This window comes from Corallococcus sp. Z5C101001 (genome assembly GCF_007352635.1).
GTDB classification, from domain to species: domain Bacteria; phylum Myxococcota; class Myxococcia; order Myxococcales; family Myxococcaceae; genus Corallococcus; species Corallococcus silvisoli.
The window spans coordinates 604,064-620,006 of record NZ_VKLU01000001.1 but is presented as its reverse complement, the minus strand read 5'-3'; the positions used below and the strand labels follow the sequence as shown (position 1 = coordinate 620,006).

Genomic DNA, 15,943 nt, shown 5'->3' with positions numbered 1-15,943 from the left:
ACACCGGTCATGGAGAACGAGCGTTCGCGGCTGCCACTGCTGGAGGACCCGGACCACCCCGGACTCTTCATCGTGCGGCGGATTGGCACGCTCACGTTCCTGCTCATCGCGGGCCTCGGTGGGGGGATGCTGCTGGCGGGTTCGTTCGTCCGGCTGACGGTGTCCGTGCCGGACGCGAGCCCGCCCCGGATGGAGTCCGTGTCGCTGGGCGAATACGTGTTCCAGCAGCTCCAGCACTGGAGGCATTCGGAGCCAGGAGGCACGGCGCCATGACGAAGCTGGGCATCATCGACAGCGGCGTGGAGGCGGCCTTCGTGCGTGACCACGGGATCCACCTCGCGGGAGCGGCCCACTTCACGCTGGACCTGAAGGCGCAGGTGCTGGAGGCGAGCAGCTACGAGCGGCAGGAGTTGGAGGCGTGGCGGGCCGGGGCGAGCCCGCTGGACCTGGAGGACACGAACGGACACGGCACGGCCATCCTGAGCATCCTCCACGACCAGGTCCGTCCCTGGCCGGACGTGGAGCTCTACGTGGCCCGCATCCTCGACGAGGGCGTGCGTGGCCACTCGCTGTGCCTCGTGGAGGCCCTGGGATGGATGCTCGACGAGGTGGGCGTGGACCTGCTCAACCTGAGCCTCGGGACGACCCAGCGCGCGCTGGAAGCGCCGATGCGTGAGGTCGTGGACCGCGCGGTGGCGCGAGGCGCGCTCATCCTCTGCTCCGCGGGGGCGATGCCCACCCTGCCCGCGCAGTTGGAGTCGGTGGTGTCCGTGGGGGACTCCGCGCTCATGGAGCAGGTCGGCGCCGACGTGAAGGTCGACCATGTGGTGAAGGAGCGCGGGGTGAAGCTCTACATGGGAGGACGCTGGAGGCAGGCCCCCATGACGACCAGCTTCGCCTGCGCGATGGCCGCCGCGAGTGTGCTGCGCGAGGGCTGCCCACCGGGCTGGCGGCGCGGGCAGGGTTGAGCGACGCTTTCAATTCCTTACGGCGATGGCTGTGCTGCTGAAGGAGGCTGCCTCGCGCCCAGGGCGATGTCGCCCAGGTCGAGCACCTCTCCTGCCTTCACGCTCACCGAGCGGGTCACGTGCTCCCGGGACGGGCCACCCGTGACGACGAGGACGTACGCTCCCGCGCCCATCCCGTTAATGACGAACCGTCCCTCCGCGTTTGCTTGCGAGCCCGTCAGGCTCGTTTCGCCTTCGATGAGGAGGGACGCGTCGGGAAGGGGCGCCTTCGTGGCCGCGTCCACCACGCGGCCCCGCACCGTGGCCCAGGTCGTCAGGGGGATGTCCATCGTAAGCGCCGCTCCCGCGCTGGGAGAGGCATCGATTTCACCAGTCGAACCGTCCGCCGTCCGTGCCACCAGCGTCACGGGCTCCGCCGGAACGTCCTTCAGTTCGAAGCGATCACCTGTGAACTCCCACGGGCCGTGCCCCGCCGGAAGGAAGCCCTTCTGGAGCTGAAGCGCCAGGGTGAAGCCCCGCACGGGTTCGCCCTCGCGCACCACCCGCCCCCGGATGGAGGCCGCGGGACGCAGCTTCAACACCAGCTCCTGGTCGTCGTTCAGGGGCATGGCGTCACTCGAGCGTCCGCCATTGCGCGCGCGCGCCATCACTCGGAGCGCGGAGAGCCCACTCGCACGGGAGGAAGGAATGAAGAAGCGTCCGTCCTCATCCGCGGGCGCCATCATCAAGGGGATGGCATGTCCCTCCACTGCGGTGAGGGTGATGATGGCCCCTGGAGAGGGAGTCCCCTGCGGCTCGAGGACGATGCCCCGGTACGCGTCCGCCTCTTGCTTCTCCTCCCAGGTGAACTCGACCTGGACGGTCCGCCCCTCCTCTACGTTCACCTGCTTCTGCTCGCCCGGAGTGAACCGGCGGCTCGACATGATCAGCAGCCGGTAGCCGCCCGGTGGGAGGACCATCCGGAAGGTGCCCTCCGCGCCGACGTCAGCCATGCCCACGCCCGGGGTCTCCAGGCCTGCGTCACCAAGCGCCAATGCCGTCACCGTCAGCGGCTCGCGGGGAAGCGCCCCCCGGGCCGCTCGCACCACGCCCTCCACGGTGCCTGTCCCCTCCAACGTGAAGTCCGCTCTCGCAGAGCCCTCCTCTCCCACATCCACCAACTGCAGGACCCCCACCGTCGCGCCCTCACGGCGGGCGGAGACGGACACGCGGCCCTTGACGAGCCCATCGAGCCGGTAGTGACCCGAAGCGTCGGTGCGGGCTTCGACCGGAGCGGTCTCCATCCCATCGACCCACTCATTGCGGCCCGACACATACGCCCCCGGCACGGGCCCTCCGACCCCATCGCGCACCAAGCCCTCCACGGACCCGGTACGCGAGAGCACGAACTCCAAGGGGAAGCGCTCGCCCTGCGCCACCGTCAGCCCGCGCCGCACGGTGGGTGAGAACCCCGAGGCGCCCACCTTCGCGTCGTAGCTGCCGGGAGCGAGCCCTCGCACCACGAAATGGCCCTCCGCGTCCGACAGGGCGTGGCCCATGTCCCCTTCTCCGCCTGAAAGGCTCACATCGACACGAGCCCCCACCACCGGCGCTCCCGAGGCCCGCGTCACCACACGCCCCTCCAACACCGCGCCGGGCCCCAGTTGGATCCGCACGTCGCGCACCGTGCTCCCCGCCGTGGAGATGACAGGCGCATCGAGCGCACCGGACTCCTCGCCGCGCCGCGCGGACACGGTGTGGGCGCCGGGCTCCACCTCGACGGAGAAGCTCCCATTCGCCCCCGTCGCCACCGTCTGGGCGGGAGTGCCACTGACCTGCACTTCGGCGTCCGCGACTGGGAGGCCCCGGGTGTCCACGACGAAGCCCTCGATGACACCCGCGATCCGCAGCGCGACGACCAGCGGGCCCTCCATGGGGATCCGCACGAGACTCCGCACTGAGCGCGCGTGCCCGGGCGCCTGGGCCTCCAGCAGATACGCCCCCGCCGCGATCCCCTCCACGCGGAAGTTCCCGCGCTCGTCGCTCATGACATGGACGCGCTCCTCTTCGGGCGCCTCGGCGCGCTGCCAGGGCGCCAGCTCGCGCGCGTGCGCCGTGAGGCCCAGCTCCACGAGCGGGAGCGGTTCATTCGTGCCGTGCACCACCGTGCGCCCCGTGAGCACCTGTCCTGGCTCCAGCAAGACCCGCAGGGCGGTGCGAGGTTCGCCATAGGGGCGCACCACGTCGCGCAGCAACGGAGTCAGTCCCGGAGCGCGCACCGCGACCAGATAACCCCCAGGACCGGACGCGAGCCGGAGGTGCCCCATCGCATCCGTGACGCCGGAGCCCACGAGCCGCCATGCCGTATCCCCAGCCCCGCGCTCCCCGCGCCAATAGAGGCGCACATCGGCCCCCGGAGAAGGCCGCCCGCCCGAAAGGACCTCCACGTCCAGGACGCCGTCCGCTTCGCTGGGCCCCCGCGCCAATGGCGGCGTACGGCCCGCGTCCTCGGTGACCGAGGAGCGCGCCAGAGCGGGCACAGGCCCCTCCAGCGCCTCTCGCGGGGACCTGGGGAATCCTTCGCGTTCATCCAGGACCTCCGGTCCGCTGGAACGCAGGCCCCAGAAGAGCGCGAGGCCGCATCCGACCAGGACCGCCAACACCCCGATGAGTCGCCCGCGCATGTCTGCCGTCCTCGATCCCCCGCTCCAGTGGGGCGCCGGCCCCAGTATCGCTCCGAACCCACGTGAGCGGCCTCCGCGAAGTCGAGCATGTCAGGAAGGACGAAGGGCCTCCGTCCCGGGGCGGGGTTCCCTTCCCAGGAGGCACGAAGCCATGACGACGCTCAACATCACCTTCGACGGACTGTCCGCCGACGTCCCCGTGGAGCTGGAGCGGTTCATCAGCGACGCGGACGTACGCCGCATCGCGCTGGAGTTGGTGCGCTCGGGAGGTGTCCCGGGACTGCGCCGCCTCCAGTTGGGGGACGACGCCTTCCAGCACTACGTCGTGGACCGCTTCCGGGGCGCGCGTGGCGAGGAGCGCATCTACCTGCGTCCGAAGGTGCCCTTCGGGGCCTGCTGAGGGCCACCATGCGCATCATCTTCTGCGGGGTGGGGGCCATCGGCTCCACGGCGGCGCTGCTGTGCCGCAACCTGGATGCGACGCTGGTGTTCATCGACTTCGACCGGGTGGAGTCGAAGAACCTGCTCTCCCAGGCGTACGTGAAGCCGTCCGTCGGCAAGAACAAGGCGGAGGCGCTGAAGCTCCAGTTGCACAACCTGCACGGCGTGAAGGCGGAGTCCTTCGGCGTGCGCCTCACGCGTGACAACGTGGAGGCGCTGTGCCGGGGCGCGGACCTGCTGGTGGACGCCTTCGACAACCAGGACAGCCGCCAGTTGCTGAGTGAGCACGCGCGGAAGACAGGAACGCCGCTGGTGCACGGCGCGGTGTCCGCGGACGGCACGTTTGGACTGGTGCGCTGGGACGAACACTTCACGCCCGACGCCGAGGACACGCAGGGACAGGCCACCTGCGAGGGCGGCGAACACCTGCCGTTCCTGGGCCTGCTGGCCGCGACGCTCGCGCGGGCGGTGCAGGACTTCCAGAAACACGGCGTGAAGCAAGGCGCCCTCGTGAACCTGAAGGCCGTCACGCCGGTCGCCCAGCCGGAGTGACGCCTGCTGGGTCCGGGGGCCGGTGGACATCGCGCGGGCCGGACACGCGTGGGTGCCACCGGTCCCTGCTAGCCTCCTTCCGTTCCGCCACGATGGCCGGGACAGGAGGCGACGATGGACGCACTCGACGCGCGCATGGAGCGGCTGGAAGGCCGCCTCCGGCGATGGCAGGGATTGACGCTCGCGGCATGCGTACTGGCCGGCATGGGCCTGGGGACCGCGGCCCTGCGTAAGCCGGCGCTGCCCTCCGGAGAGCTGGTCGCGTCCCGACTGGTGCTCAAGGATGCACGGGGCCGGACGCGGGCCACGCTGGACGCGAACCTCCCTGGCGGCACGGCCCTGGTGCTGAACGACAGCGAGGGCCGTCCCCGAGCATTGCTGGGCGTGGGCGACGACGACTCGCCCCGCCTGCGCTTCTCCACGGCGGAGGGCGAGTCGTTGGCGGAGCTGATGGTGTTCTCGGACGAGGCGCCGCGACTGACCTTGTCCAAGGCAGGGGGCGCGGAGCTGTTCTCGGTGGGGCTCCAGGTGGATGGCTCATCGCGGCTGGAGCTGGCGGACGTGACGGGCAGGCCCCGCGCCATCCTGGGCGCGGACGAGGAGGGCTCGCCGGGCCTGCTCCTGGTGGACCGGCGCGGACAGCCCCGGGTGGAGCTGCGCGTGGGCCGCTCGGACGAGGCGAGCCTGATGCTGGAAGGCCGCGACGGCCAGGTGTTCAGGGCGCCCGGCGTGCAGTGACCGCTGACAGGCCCGCGCGTGCCCGAACCAAGGGCACGCGCGGCGTTGTCAGGAAGGGATTTCCGCGCGCGTCAGGAGTGGATGAAAGGAGCGGTGCCCATGACGACGCGCGACGAGCTGAACCCGAAGCTACCTGCCGACATGGACCCGCCCCTGGACAGCCTGGAACTGGCCATCGCGTCGTTCCGCGGCAGTCCGCCTGGCACCTGACCCTGCGCCACACCCGGTAACGCCGGGGAGTGCATGGACAGAGGCCGGGCTCCCGAGGGGGGACCCGGCCTCTGTCATGTCCGGGTCCTCCCTCGACGCTCCACCCTCCATCGGGATGTAGCTCAGTCTGGTCAGAGCGCGCGCCTCGGGCGCGCGAGGTCGCTGGTTCGAATCCAGTCATCCCGACTTCACAGTCATCTCAATTCAATACATGCCGGGGTAGCCCAACTGGGAGAGGCGCCGCGCTCAGAACGCGGAGGTTGTGGGTTCGAATCCCGCCCTCGGCACATCATCTCCTACCGAGCACGGTGACATGAACGCCACGAGACATCCGGAGCAGGTCCTGCAGACCCTCCTGGAGCTGCTGGCCGAAGACCCGTCGCTTCGCGTGGGTCAGGCCATCGCCAACGCCACGGCCCGAAGGCTGAAGGGACGAAGCGACCCCTTCTCGATCGAGGACGGTGAGCTGCTCAAGGGATTGGACGTGCTCCTCGCGGAGGCCCGCGCCCGGAAGACCTCCTGACCTCCAACTCGACCGAACTGTCGGCCCCGGCGGTCATGACCGGGTTCTGCACACCGAACCAGAGTGCGGTCAGGAGGCGCGAGCGCTGAGCAAGCGCTCGCGGGCGGTGCTGTGGCTGGGGCTTCTTCTCATTCGAGGAGCGGCCGCGGCTTCAATCGACAGTTAGGCTTCAGCCCCCCAAGGAGCCGCCCCGCTCCGGGTGTTCACTGGCGCGTCTGGAGATAGCACCGCTCGCGCTCCTTCCACACCCAAGTGGCAGTGAGACCGCGGAAACGGGGGCACCTTCAGCGATTTTTTGGGACGCCGACACGGTGGAGCGCTCTTCCGATGTCGAGGTCCATGCGACCTCGGCCGCCTCGGGGCTCATGTATGTCTGCGATATCGGAAATCCGGACAGCCTTCGGGCCGTGGGGATTCTTGGACGACCTGTTCATGGATGGATATTCCGACAGCCCTCGAGTCCCCATTGGCGGTCCGCGCGGCCCAACCCACCGTCTGCCCCTTTGGGCAGGAGAGGAGAAAGACATGCGGGCAATCAGTTGGTGTGTCATTGCGGGCCTGACGCTCGCCGGGTGTGGCGTTTCCCCTGACGCTGTGGATTCACGGGCGCCGGTGACGGACGGCCAGGAGGTGACGCAGCAGGCATGTCCTCCCGGAACCGCCTCGCGCGTGAAGGTCATCACTCCCTCGGGGACGGGCCCCGTCATCATCAGTGGCCGGGCCTCTGGAGATGAGCAGCTCGTCAGCGCCCAGGGAAAGCTCTTCTTCGCCGCCGCCTTGTCCAATGGACCCACGGTGCTCTGGCGCACGGATGGCACGCCGGCGGGCACCTCCCCCGTGAAGGTGTTCTTCTCCGGCGTCCAGTCTCCCCTGGAGCTCTACGGACTGGTGGCCGTGGGAAACCAGATCTTCTTCCAGATCGACACCCCGGGATTCGGACAGGAGCTGTGGGTCAGCGACGGAACGGAACCGGGGACCCGGCTCGTCAAGGACCTGACGCCCGGCCCCGCCAGCACCTTCCTGACGCATGTCAACGCGGTGAACGGCCGCCTGGTCTTCATCCGAGAGGTGCAATCCCAGTTCGAAGTGTGGCGCTCGGACGGCACCGCCGCGGGCACCGTGAAGGTGGCGACCCTGCCCCAGGGCTCGCAGCTCAGCTACGCCTCGCTCAAGGTGGGCAACGCGCTGCACCTGTTCCTCTCATCGGCGTCCCAGGGGACCTCGCTCTGGCGCACCGACGGAACGACGGCCGGGACGTCGCTCGTCAAGAAGCTGGATGCGGACGCCATCCACATCGACCGGCTGGGACATGCGGGGAACCTGGGCCTGTTCCTGGTGGATGACGGGCCCAACCATGAGGTGTGGAAGACGGATGGCACCCCGGCGGGGACCGTGCGGCTGGAGTCCTTCGGCAGGCCGGTGTCCCTGCTCGGCGCCCTGGGCTCCTTCGTGTACGTAGCCACGGATGACGCCGCCACAAACCAGTTCCGCGTCGAGCGGGTCTCCCTGAGCGGAGGAGGCAAGACCTTCATCACGGGCCTGCCCAATCGCTACGCGAGCGACCCGGATGCGACTCCGTACCTCCAGCGGACCACCGCGTCCGGAGGCAAGCTCTACTTCACCGTGGCCATCAGCAGCCTCGGCCCCGCACCGCGTGACGTCGAGCTGTGGGTGACGGATGGCACGGCCACCGGGACGCGCCTGCTCCACCATCCGTTGAGCCTGGGGGATGAATACATTTCCCCCTTGTTCGCCACGGGAGCGGGCCCCGTCCTCTTCGCCGGGTCGGTGGACGGCGCGTATGTCGAGCCCTGGTTCACCCAGGGCACTCCAGGGACGACGGGACTGCTCGCGGACATCGGCCCGGGCTCCTATGGCTCGAACCCGGATGGGTTCGCCCGCCTGGGCAGCCGCGTCCTCTTCTTCGCCGGCGACGACACGGGCGACTACCAACTCTGGTCCGCGCCAGCCAGCTTCTCCTGCCCACCGGGGCCGGTGGCTCCGAAGTAGCCGTGCACGACGGAAGCGGGCCGCGAAGGAGCATGACGCAGCGGTGGACGAGACTGGCGGCTTGAGGCGATGTCACGCACCTCGCGCCGCCGGCCCGTCCCTGCTGGGGGTGGAGGGGGCGATCCAGGAATCGACTGGCCCCTGCGCGTGCTGCCATGCCCTTCCCGGCCCCCCGGCGGCGGGGCCTGCCAGGCCTGCCGTGCGTGCCTAACGTCCTCGCGAGGCGACGCCGCACGGGAGGCACCATGACGGAGACGACGCAGCTGACCCCAGGAGAGCGCGAGGAAGGCGCGGCGCTCCTCCAGCGCTCCTGGCAGTTGGTGGGCGCGCTGACGCACGAGCTGTCCCCCGGCGACCTGCGCACGGGGCGCTGGTTCACCAAGCTGCTGTCCACCTACCTGCGCCACTACGACGCGCATGTGCTGAACGCGGCCGCCGCGGCGAAGGGCACGGCCGCTGACGCCACCGACGCCATCATCCAGCGCGCCTGCATGGCCGCCTTCCTCTCCGGAGCGGGGAGCGGCTCGGCGACCTCTGGCCTCACCGTGGTCGCGGCGGACGCGGGCATCCCCGGGTTGGTGGTGGCCATCCCCGCCGCGGGCCTCGTCGTCACGGCGGAGATGCTCGTGCATGCCCTCATCAACCTGCGGATGGCGTGCGACCTGGCCAGCGCCTTCCGCGTGCGCTTCGACCCGGAGGACCCCGCCGACCTCTCACGCCTCTACGCCATCATCCGGGGCCGGGCGGAGCAGGACGAGGACGATGGCACGCTCGGCCTGGGGCGCGTGGAGCACCTGGTGCATGCGAAGGGTGCCGAACTGGGCGAGGACCTGGGGGCGAAGCTGCTGGGCGACAGCGTGGCGCGCAACCTCGTGCCCTTCCTGAACGTGTTGACGTGCTCCGTGGCCAACTGGCGGCGCACCCGGCATCTGGGGAGGTCCGTGCTGCGCTACGTGCGACTTCGCCGCGCGCTGGAGGACGCGGATGCCGCCATCCGGCGCGTAGCCCCGGAGAGTCGAGGCCTGCTGCTGGAGAGCACCTGGTTCCTCTTCATCTCCGATGGCCGTCTCCGTGAGGAAGAGTCCGCCGTGCTCACGCACCAGCTCGCCCGACTCTCCCCGGCGCGGCGCCGGGAAGCCGTGGGCCTCTTCGTGGAGGACGCCTCCGCGTGGCTCAAGCGCTTGCGCGCGGCACCGGCCCGGTCGCGCGAGGTCCTCATGTGGTCACTGAACCAGCTCTCCGCCGCGGACCTCTGCGCGTCCGCGCCCGAACGGGACCTGCTGCGCAAGGCCGCGGAGGCCCTGCACACCCCCATGGACGTCGGGCACCTGGACACGCTGGTGCACCGCTACCGCAAGGAAGGCGTGGCGCACGCGTTCGCCGCCCCGGCGCCCGCCGCCGAGCCGCGCGCACGCAAGCCGGCCGGACGCAAGAACGCGAAGGCCCAGCGGCGAGCGGCGAGGGCCGAAGAGGCGTCGACTCGCCTCCACTGAAGGCCTTCCACCGCGTCCCATCAGGCCCTGGCGATAGAGCGGGATGTTGACCGGCGGAACCGCTGGCCCACGGGTGTCACACCATCATCTTCCCCCGGCGCGTCGGGCCGCCTTGTCCGGAGGGGTTGCCGTCCCCACCTCCTGGAAGCCGGGTCGGGGGTGCGAATGGTGGTGTTCCTCATGGACGGGCAGGCCGCGCCCGCGAGGGTGGTGCGCCACTCGACCGCGGCGCGGCGGTTGCGCCTGGAGGTCCCCGGCCTTCGGTGGAACCGTTTCCTCGGAGAGCGGCTGGAGCGCACCTTCTCCACCTGGCCCGGCATTGAGGAGGCGAGCGCCGAGCCCCGCACCGGTCGCCTGCTCGTGCGCTACGCGCCAGAGGCCCCGCTGCTGTCCCGGCTGCGCGAGCAACCGGACGAGCAGGTCCACTGGCCCGCTCCACGCCAGGCCCGCCCGGCGCGAGGCACGGAGCGCGCTCCCCGGGAGCCGTGGCACGCGATGACGTTGGACGCGGTGCGAGCCCGGCTGGACTGCTCGGAGCAGGGGCTCTCCTCGGCGGAGGCGGCGCGGCGGCTCAAGAGATACGGCCTCAACATCGTGGTGGCGGAGGAGCCGCGCTCGCGTCTGGCCATGCTGGGTTCGCAGTTGGCCAACGTGCCCACGATGCTGTTGCTGGGCTCGGCGGGCTTCTCCGCGGTGGCGGGAGACGCGCTGGAGGCCACCGCCATCCTCGCGGTGGTGGGGCTCAACGCGGGCATCGGCTACCGCATCGAGCGCCGCAACCAGGAGTTGCTCGCCTCGTGGCAGAAGCTGGAGGCGGGCTCGGCGCAGGTCTTGCGCGGCGGCGTCCTCCTCACGGTGCCGGTGGCGGACCTCGTACCGGGGGACGTGGTGCTGCTGCGCGCGGGGGACATGCTGCCCGCGGACGTGCGCGTGCTGGACGCGCACCGGCTCTCCGCGGACGAGGCGCCCCTCACCGGCGAGAGCGAGCCGCAGCCCAAGCAGGCCGCGCCGGTGGATGCGCGGGCGCCGCTGGCGGAGCGGGCGTCCCTGTTGTTCGCGGGCACGTCGGTGGCTTCGGGGCATGGGCGCGCCATGGTGGTGGCCACCGGGGCGGACACGGAGCTGGCGCGCGTGCGGGAGCTGGTGGCCCAGGAGGCCTCGCCGCCCACGCCGCTGACGCGCAAGCTGGCCCACCTCAACCGGCGCGTGGCGGTGGGCTCCGTGGGCGCCGCCGCGCTGTCGGCCGCGATGGGGGTGGCGCATGGCCGCTCCGGGGTCCAGGTGCTGCGTGGCGCCGTGGCGCTGGGCGTGGCGGCGCTGCCGGAGGGCCTGCCCCTGGTGGCGACCGCGGCGCTGGTGCGCGCCATGCAGCGGCTGCACGCGCGCGGCATGGTGGTGCGGCGCGTCTCCGCCGCCGAAGCGCTGGGAGGGGTCACCGTCATCTGCACGGACAAGACAGGCACCCTCACGCGCAACGAGATGCGGCTGGACGTGCTGGACGTGGGGGACGGGCCCCTGGAGCTGTCCTCGCTGCGCCCCAGGCCCCAGGCCGTGCTGGAGGACCCACCCACGCTGGCGCTGGCGCTGGGGTTGCTCAACAGCGACGTGGACGTCCACCGCAGCGGCAAGGAGCTGGTGGTGTCCGGCAGCTCCACGGAGAAGGCGCTGGTGGACGCCGCGCACGCCGCGGGGCTGGACGGGGCCGCGCTAAGGCTCGCCTTCCCTCGCCGCCACCTGCGCGAGCGCTCCGAGGGCATCCACTACGTGGTGAGCGTCCACCGTGCGCCCGGCGGCGGCGAGCTGGCCTTCGTCAAGGGGGCTCCCGAGCAGGTGCTGGCCATGTGCGAGCGGGACTCGAAGGGGCCGCTGGACGCGCGGAAGCGGGAGCGGCTGGCGCGGCGCAACGACGCGCTGGCGGCGGACGGGCTGCGCGTGCTGGGGCTGGCATGGCGGCGGTTCGCCGAGGGCGGAGGGCCCGCGCCCACGGACGGCTACACCTTCATCGGCTTCGTGGGCCTGCGGGATCCGCTTCGCGAGGGCGCGGCGGAGTCGGTGCGGCAGGCGCACGGCGCGGGCATCCGCACGGTGGTGCTGACGGGAGATCAGCCCCGCACGGCGGAGGCCATCGCCCGCAGGGTGGGGCTGGAGGGCGACACGCTCACCACGCAGTCGCTGGCGGAGATGCTGGAGCTTCCGGACGGCGAGCTTCCCCGGAGGCTCGACCGCACCGCGGTGCTGGCGCGCGTGACGCCGGAGGACAAGCGGAAGCTGGTGAAGGCGCTGCGGGCTCGGGGCGAAATCGTCGCCATGGCGGGGGACGGCATCAACGACGCCCCGGCGCTCCAGGCCGCGGACGTGGGCGTGGCGGTGGGGGTGGGCTCCAGCGACATGGCGCGCGCGGTGGCCGACGTGGTGATGGCCAGCGAGGACCTGCGCAGCATCATGTCCGCCGTGGGCGAAGGCCGCATCGTCCAGGACAACCTGCGCCGCGCGCTGCGCTTCCTCTTCGCCACCAACTTCTCGGAGATGGCGCTGGTGCTGGGCGCGGGCGTGCTCGGGCTCGCGGATCCACTCACGCCGCTACAGTTGTTGTGGATCAACCTCCTCACGGACACCCTGCCGGGGATCGCCCTGGGGATGGAGCCGGGGGACCCGGCCATCCTCGACCGGCCGCCCGCGCCGCCAGGGATGCCGTTGCTGACGCACCGGGCGGCGCGACAGGTGGCGCGGGATGGCCTGCTGATGGCGGGCGTCGGGGGGCTGGCGCTGGCGCTGGGCGGTCCGCCGCTGGCTTTCGGGACGCTCACCGCGGTGCAGCTCGGCTACTCGGCCGTGTGCCGGGCTCCGAGGGAGACGCGGGGCCATGTGCCCTCGGACGGCGAGTGGCGCCTGCCCGTCTTCATCGGCGGGGCCGCGGCGGTGCACATGGCGGCGCTCACCTTCCCCCCGCTGCGGCGCGTGCTGCGCCTTCCCGCGCCCACGCCGCTGACGTTCGGCGGGGTGGCCGTGGGCTTCGCGCTCCCGGCGCTGCTGGGCGTGTTGCCCGCGTGGGGTGGCCAGGCGGTGCGCCGGGTGCGGCGCCGCGAGGGCCGGCGGGTGATGACTGACGCAACTTCTCTGCTGGAGGAAACCCCGTGAAGTTCGACCTTCCATCCTTTCTCCTGGGCTATGGCGCGGGCGCGAGCACGATGCTGCTGGGCAAGCACCTGCGTCCGCTGCTCGTGGAGGTGGCCTCCGCGGGCTACCGCTTCGTCGACATGGTGGCCGCGCGCGCCGCCATGAAGCACGAGGACCTCGAGGACCTGATGGCCGAAGCGAAGGCCCGGGCCCGTGGGGGCGAGCGTACGCGGCCGGCGGGCGAGGCCCGGGCCTAGGGAGGGAGCAGCATGCAGAGGGTCATCCACCTCATCCATACCTCGCCGGGGCGCACGCGCCTGCGGCTGCCGTGGTTGCGGCACGACGCGAAGGAGGCCACGGTGCTGGCGGACGAGCTCCTGCGAGTGGAAGGAATCCGCGAGGTGCAGGTTCGGCCCTACACCGGCAGCGTGCTGTGCATCCACGCCCCCCAGGAGCTGGGGGTCGAGGACCTGCTCGAGGAGGTGCGCCGGTGCACCGGCGTGGACCGGGTGTTGCGTCCCGGGGAGGAGCCGCCCGAGGAGGAGGTGCTGCTGCTGCGGGCGCTTTCAGAGGGCAGCGGCGTGGCGCGCGCGGCCAGTCAGTGCGTCAAGGGCATCAACGTGGACCTGCTGCGTGCGACCGAGGGGCGCCTGGACCTGGGCGCGCTGGCGGCGATGGGCTTCGCGGTGGCGGGCGCGGTGGAGGTCGCCGTGACGGGCAGGCTGACCCGCCCGCCATGGTTCAACCTGGGCTGGTGGGCCTTTCGCACCTTCATCACCATGGAGGGCGTGGCCATCCGGAAGACCCCTTCACCGGTGCGTCACTCCGACAGCGGCGTCCAGGCACCGCATGGCCAGGACACCGCCGGGGCTCCCCGACACGACGCGTGAGCGGAGGCGGGGCGGCACACGCTCCCGCATGCCGATCCGTCCAGGGCTCAAGGACCGCGCGAATCCCACGGATCCTTGAGCGCCTTGGGCGAAGCCAGGGAACCTTCCGTCAACGCCAGCCTGCGTTCAGTAGCGCCCGCAGCTGAAGTCGTTCTTGTTGACGTTGATTCCCGTCATCGCGGTCCCGAGCGGACACATGTGCAGGTTCTTCCCCGTGTCACGGGTCGCCCCATTTGCATCCACGGACTCAATGACGGTCCCGGGGATACCCGGCTGGCAGATCAGCACGTTGTCCTGCGCGCTCATGCCGACCATGAAGTAGTTGGGGGGACACACGTGCATGCCATTGCGATGGGTGCCATTCGCATTGTCAGCCACGCGGTTGTAATACCACGGCTGGGCATTGACGAAGGTGCACCGGAACATGTTGTCATTGACGCTCACTCCCGTCATGACATACCCCGGCTGACAGCAGTGATAGTTGGGCACGAACGGCGTATAGCCGTTGTTACACCGGGTGCTGTAATTGGGCTGATCCCCATTGTCGTAGTAGACGGTGCTCGTGAGGAACGCGAATGCAGGTGGGGGCTGGGTCGTCCCACCCGTACCGCCGCCCCCCGTGCCGCCTCCCGTATCACCGGTGTCACCGCCGCCCCCTGGGTCTTCGACCTGGAGCGCCGCGGAGGCAGTGCCCCGCGGATCTTGAGCCATCGGCTCAGCGCCTCCACAGGCGGCAAGCAGAGCGGACAGCAGCAGCGTGGAGCTCAATCGAGTACGGAGGGGGTGCGAATACATGGGCGTCGGGTCCTGGAGAGTGCTGCGGTGGGGGCAAGTGCGACGGAGCCGCCTGCGAGAGGCCGACTCCCTTCGCGCGGCCGATTTTAAACAAACAGTAAAATTCTAGCAATACCAATTCGACAGCTCTCTCCGAGCTTGAATCATCTTTGACCCATCTCTCGATGACATGGCGCATCATCGGCCTGATGTTTGAGCAAGGAGCAGGTCCTCGCAGGCTGCACGCGGGTGAATCGCATCCTGGGTCTGCTTGTGGTTCACCGCGGCCTTCAGCCCGCTCATCCCCCACTCCACCTCTGACGCGCTTCACACATGGGACTTCCGCCTGGGGACGACCTGCTCATCCCCGAGCAGCGATGCGCAGCCGGCCGGTACCGGGCTGAACGTCAGACGTGTGTCCTTTCCTCTCTTCGCCGGAGGCATTCACAGGAGGCCTGGATGCGGATGACGCGAAGTTGGGCGGCGTGGCTGTGGCTGGTGGTGCCTGCGACTGCATGGGCAGAGGAGGCCACGGAGGTGCGGTCCATGGAGGAGGACGCACGCCCAAGCGAAGCGATGACCGAGCCGCCACCGGAGCGCCAAGCCCGGGAGGTGCCCCGGGCCAGTGGATTGCACTCCCTGACGCGCGTGGAGGCGACGACGCTGACGTTTCAGCCATGGGCGGGCATGGGCACGGCTCAAGGCTTCGTGCAGGTGGAGCCGACGCTCATTCTCGACGGAGGCGCGGAGTTCGGCCTCAACCTGGGCGCCCCGGTGCGGCTACATCTTTGGGGCGGAGGGAAAGACACGGGTCTCGTGCGGAGGGAGGACTGGGACAGCCTCTCGGACTGGGGGCAGGTGGTGCGTGCCCTCAAGCTGGGCTCGGACAACGCGCCCGTGGGCGTCTGGTTCGGTGCGCTGGAGCCCTTCAGCCTGTTGTCCGCGCACCTCGTGCGGCGCTACTCCAACCGAAGCAATCCCGACTACCACCCCGCGGGAGGATTCCTCACCGGGACGCTGGGACCGCTCTACACGCAAGCCTTCGCCTCGGACGTGCTGGGCGCGCGCCTGATGGGGGCGGAGGTCGCGCTGGACGTGCAGCACGTCCTCTTCGACCAACCCCGCGAGCCGGGCCGCTACACGCTGGCGCTCTCCGCCGTGCATGACTGGGGACGGGTCGGAGGGCGCGCGCCCTCGGTGACGCTGGCGCACCTGGACGGCACTGCCGTGGCGGTGCAGGGGGCCTTCGCCACGGTGGGCCTGGGGGTGGACAATGCGCGCTGAGGCCCTGCTGCTGGCCGTGGTGATGCTGGCCACGGGATGCGCCTCCGTGCCACAGGCTCCCGGGCATGGCCTGAGCTTGAGTTACGCGCCGAGTGAGTCCCCCTCGCCCGCGTGGGTGGCGGCTCCTGGGGATGAGCCTCCACGCGCATTGCGCTCCCCACCGTCCTCCATCTCGGGGCCTGGGATGTACCAACGGCTGCTGCGCCGCCAGGGGCCACGCGACGACGCGACCGGCGCGGGGTACGGCAGCAGGGATGGAGCCGTCGGGGGCAGGGGGCGG

The 15,943-nt window shown here is 70.7% G+C and carries 13 protein-coding genes, 2 tRNA genes and 1 pseudogene; 14 read left to right on the top strand and 2 right to left on the bottom strand.

Going from position 1 to position 15,943, the window contains the following annotated elements; all coding sequences use genetic code 11:
* Positions 1 to 9: 9 nt before the first annotated feature.
* Positions 10 to 273, top strand: a complete 264-nt coding sequence (locus FOF48_RS02610) for a hypothetical protein (RefSeq protein ID WP_143898391.1) — start codon at positions 10 to 12, stop codon at positions 271 to 273.
* A complete protein-coding gene (locus FOF48_RS02605) occupies positions 270 to 968 on the top strand; it encodes a S8 family serine peptidase (protein ID WP_143898389.1) in 699 nt (232 codons plus the stop codon). The genes FOF48_RS02610 and FOF48_RS02605 overlap by 4 nt, the downstream gene beginning before the upstream one ends.
* 17 nt (positions 969 to 985) lie before the next feature.
* Here FOF48_RS02605 and FOF48_RS02600 read toward each other — a convergent pair whose 3' ends face one another.
* Positions 986 to 3,487 carry a carboxypeptidase regulatory-like domain-containing protein gene (locus FOF48_RS02600; protein ID WP_186001732.1) on the bottom strand — a complete coding sequence of 834 codons (2,502 nt, stop codon included), beginning with the start codon at positions 3,485 to 3,487 and terminating at the stop codon, positions 986 to 988.
* A gap of 295 nt (positions 3,488 to 3,782) precedes the next feature.
* On the opposite strand from FOF48_RS02600, the gene FOF48_RS02595 reads away from it, so the two are divergent.
* The 11 genes from FOF48_RS02595 (at position 3,783) to FOF48_RS02545 (ending at position 13,605) form a co-directional block, all read left to right on the top strand.
* Positions 3,783 to 4,031 carry a hypothetical protein gene (locus FOF48_RS02595; protein WP_143898385.1) on the top strand — a complete coding sequence of 83 codons (249 nt, stop codon included), beginning with the start codon at positions 3,783 to 3,785 and terminating at the stop codon, positions 4,029 to 4,031.
* An 8-nt stretch (positions 4,032 to 4,039) separates the two neighbouring features.
* The gene (locus FOF48_RS02590) at positions 4,040 to 4,624 is read left to right on the top strand and encodes a ThiF family adenylyltransferase (RefSeq protein ID WP_143898382.1); all 585 of its coding nucleotides are present in this window, start codon (positions 4,040 to 4,042) and stop codon (positions 4,622 to 4,624) included.
* A gap of 114 nt (positions 4,625 to 4,738) precedes the next feature.
* A complete protein-coding gene (locus FOF48_RS02585; RefSeq protein ID WP_143898381.1) occupies positions 4,739 to 5,362 on the top strand; it encodes a hypothetical protein in 624 nt (207 codons plus the stop codon).
* A gap of 321 nt (positions 5,363 to 5,683) precedes the next feature.
* Positions 5,684 to 5,758, top strand: a tRNA-Pro gene (locus FOF48_RS02580).
* 27 nt (positions 5,759 to 5,785) lie between these two features.
* A tRNA-Leu gene (locus FOF48_RS02575) sits at positions 5,786 to 5,859 on the top strand.
* 26 nt (positions 5,860 to 5,885) lie between these two features.
* Positions 5,886 to 6,095 carry a hypothetical protein gene (locus tag FOF48_RS02570; protein ID WP_143898379.1) on the top strand — a complete coding sequence of 70 codons (210 nt, stop codon included), beginning with the start codon at positions 5,886 to 5,888 and terminating at the stop codon, positions 6,093 to 6,095.
* A gap of 612 nt (positions 6,096 to 6,707) precedes the next feature.
* On the top strand, positions 6,708 to 8,105 hold the full coding sequence (locus FOF48_RS02565; RefSeq protein ID WP_255441827.1) for a hypothetical protein: 1,398 nt from the start codon (positions 6,708 to 6,710) through the stop codon (positions 8,103 to 8,105).
* 245 nt (positions 8,106 to 8,350) lie between these two features.
* On the top strand, positions 8,351 to 9,598 hold the full coding sequence (locus FOF48_RS02560; RefSeq protein WP_143898376.1) for a hypothetical protein: 1,248 nt from the start codon (positions 8,351 to 8,353) through the stop codon (positions 9,596 to 9,598).
* 165 nt (positions 9,599 to 9,763) lie between these two features.
* Positions 9,764 to 12,736 (top strand): HAD-IC family P-type ATPase, encoded by a 2,973-nt coding sequence (locus tag FOF48_RS02555; RefSeq protein ID WP_143898374.1) that lies wholly within the window; start codon positions 9,764 to 9,766, stop codon positions 12,734 to 12,736.
* Entirely contained in the window at positions 12,733 to 12,972 is a 240-nt protein-coding gene (locus FOF48_RS02550) for a hypothetical protein (protein WP_143898372.1), read from the top strand. Before FOF48_RS02555 ends, FOF48_RS02550 begins: the two co-directional genes overlap by 4 nt.
* 12 nt (positions 12,973 to 12,984) lie before the next feature.
* Entirely contained in the window at positions 12,985 to 13,605 is a 621-nt protein-coding gene (locus FOF48_RS02545; RefSeq protein WP_143898370.1) for an HMA2 domain-containing protein, read from the top strand.
* Positions 13,606 to 13,731: 126 nt separating this feature from the next.
* On the opposite strand, the gene FOF48_RS02540 is transcribed toward FOF48_RS02545, so the two are convergent.
* A complete protein-coding gene (locus FOF48_RS02540; RefSeq protein ID WP_143898368.1) occupies positions 13,732 to 14,316 on the bottom strand; it encodes a hypothetical protein in 585 nt (194 codons plus the stop codon).
* Between the two features lie 522 nt (positions 14,317 to 14,838).
* Here FOF48_RS02540 and FOF48_RS02535 point away from each other — a divergent pair.
* Positions 14,839 to 15,615 (top strand): annotated as a pseudogene (locus FOF48_RS02535) (hypothetical protein); the annotation flags it as partial.
* Positions 15,616 to 15,943 lie beyond the last annotated feature (328 nt).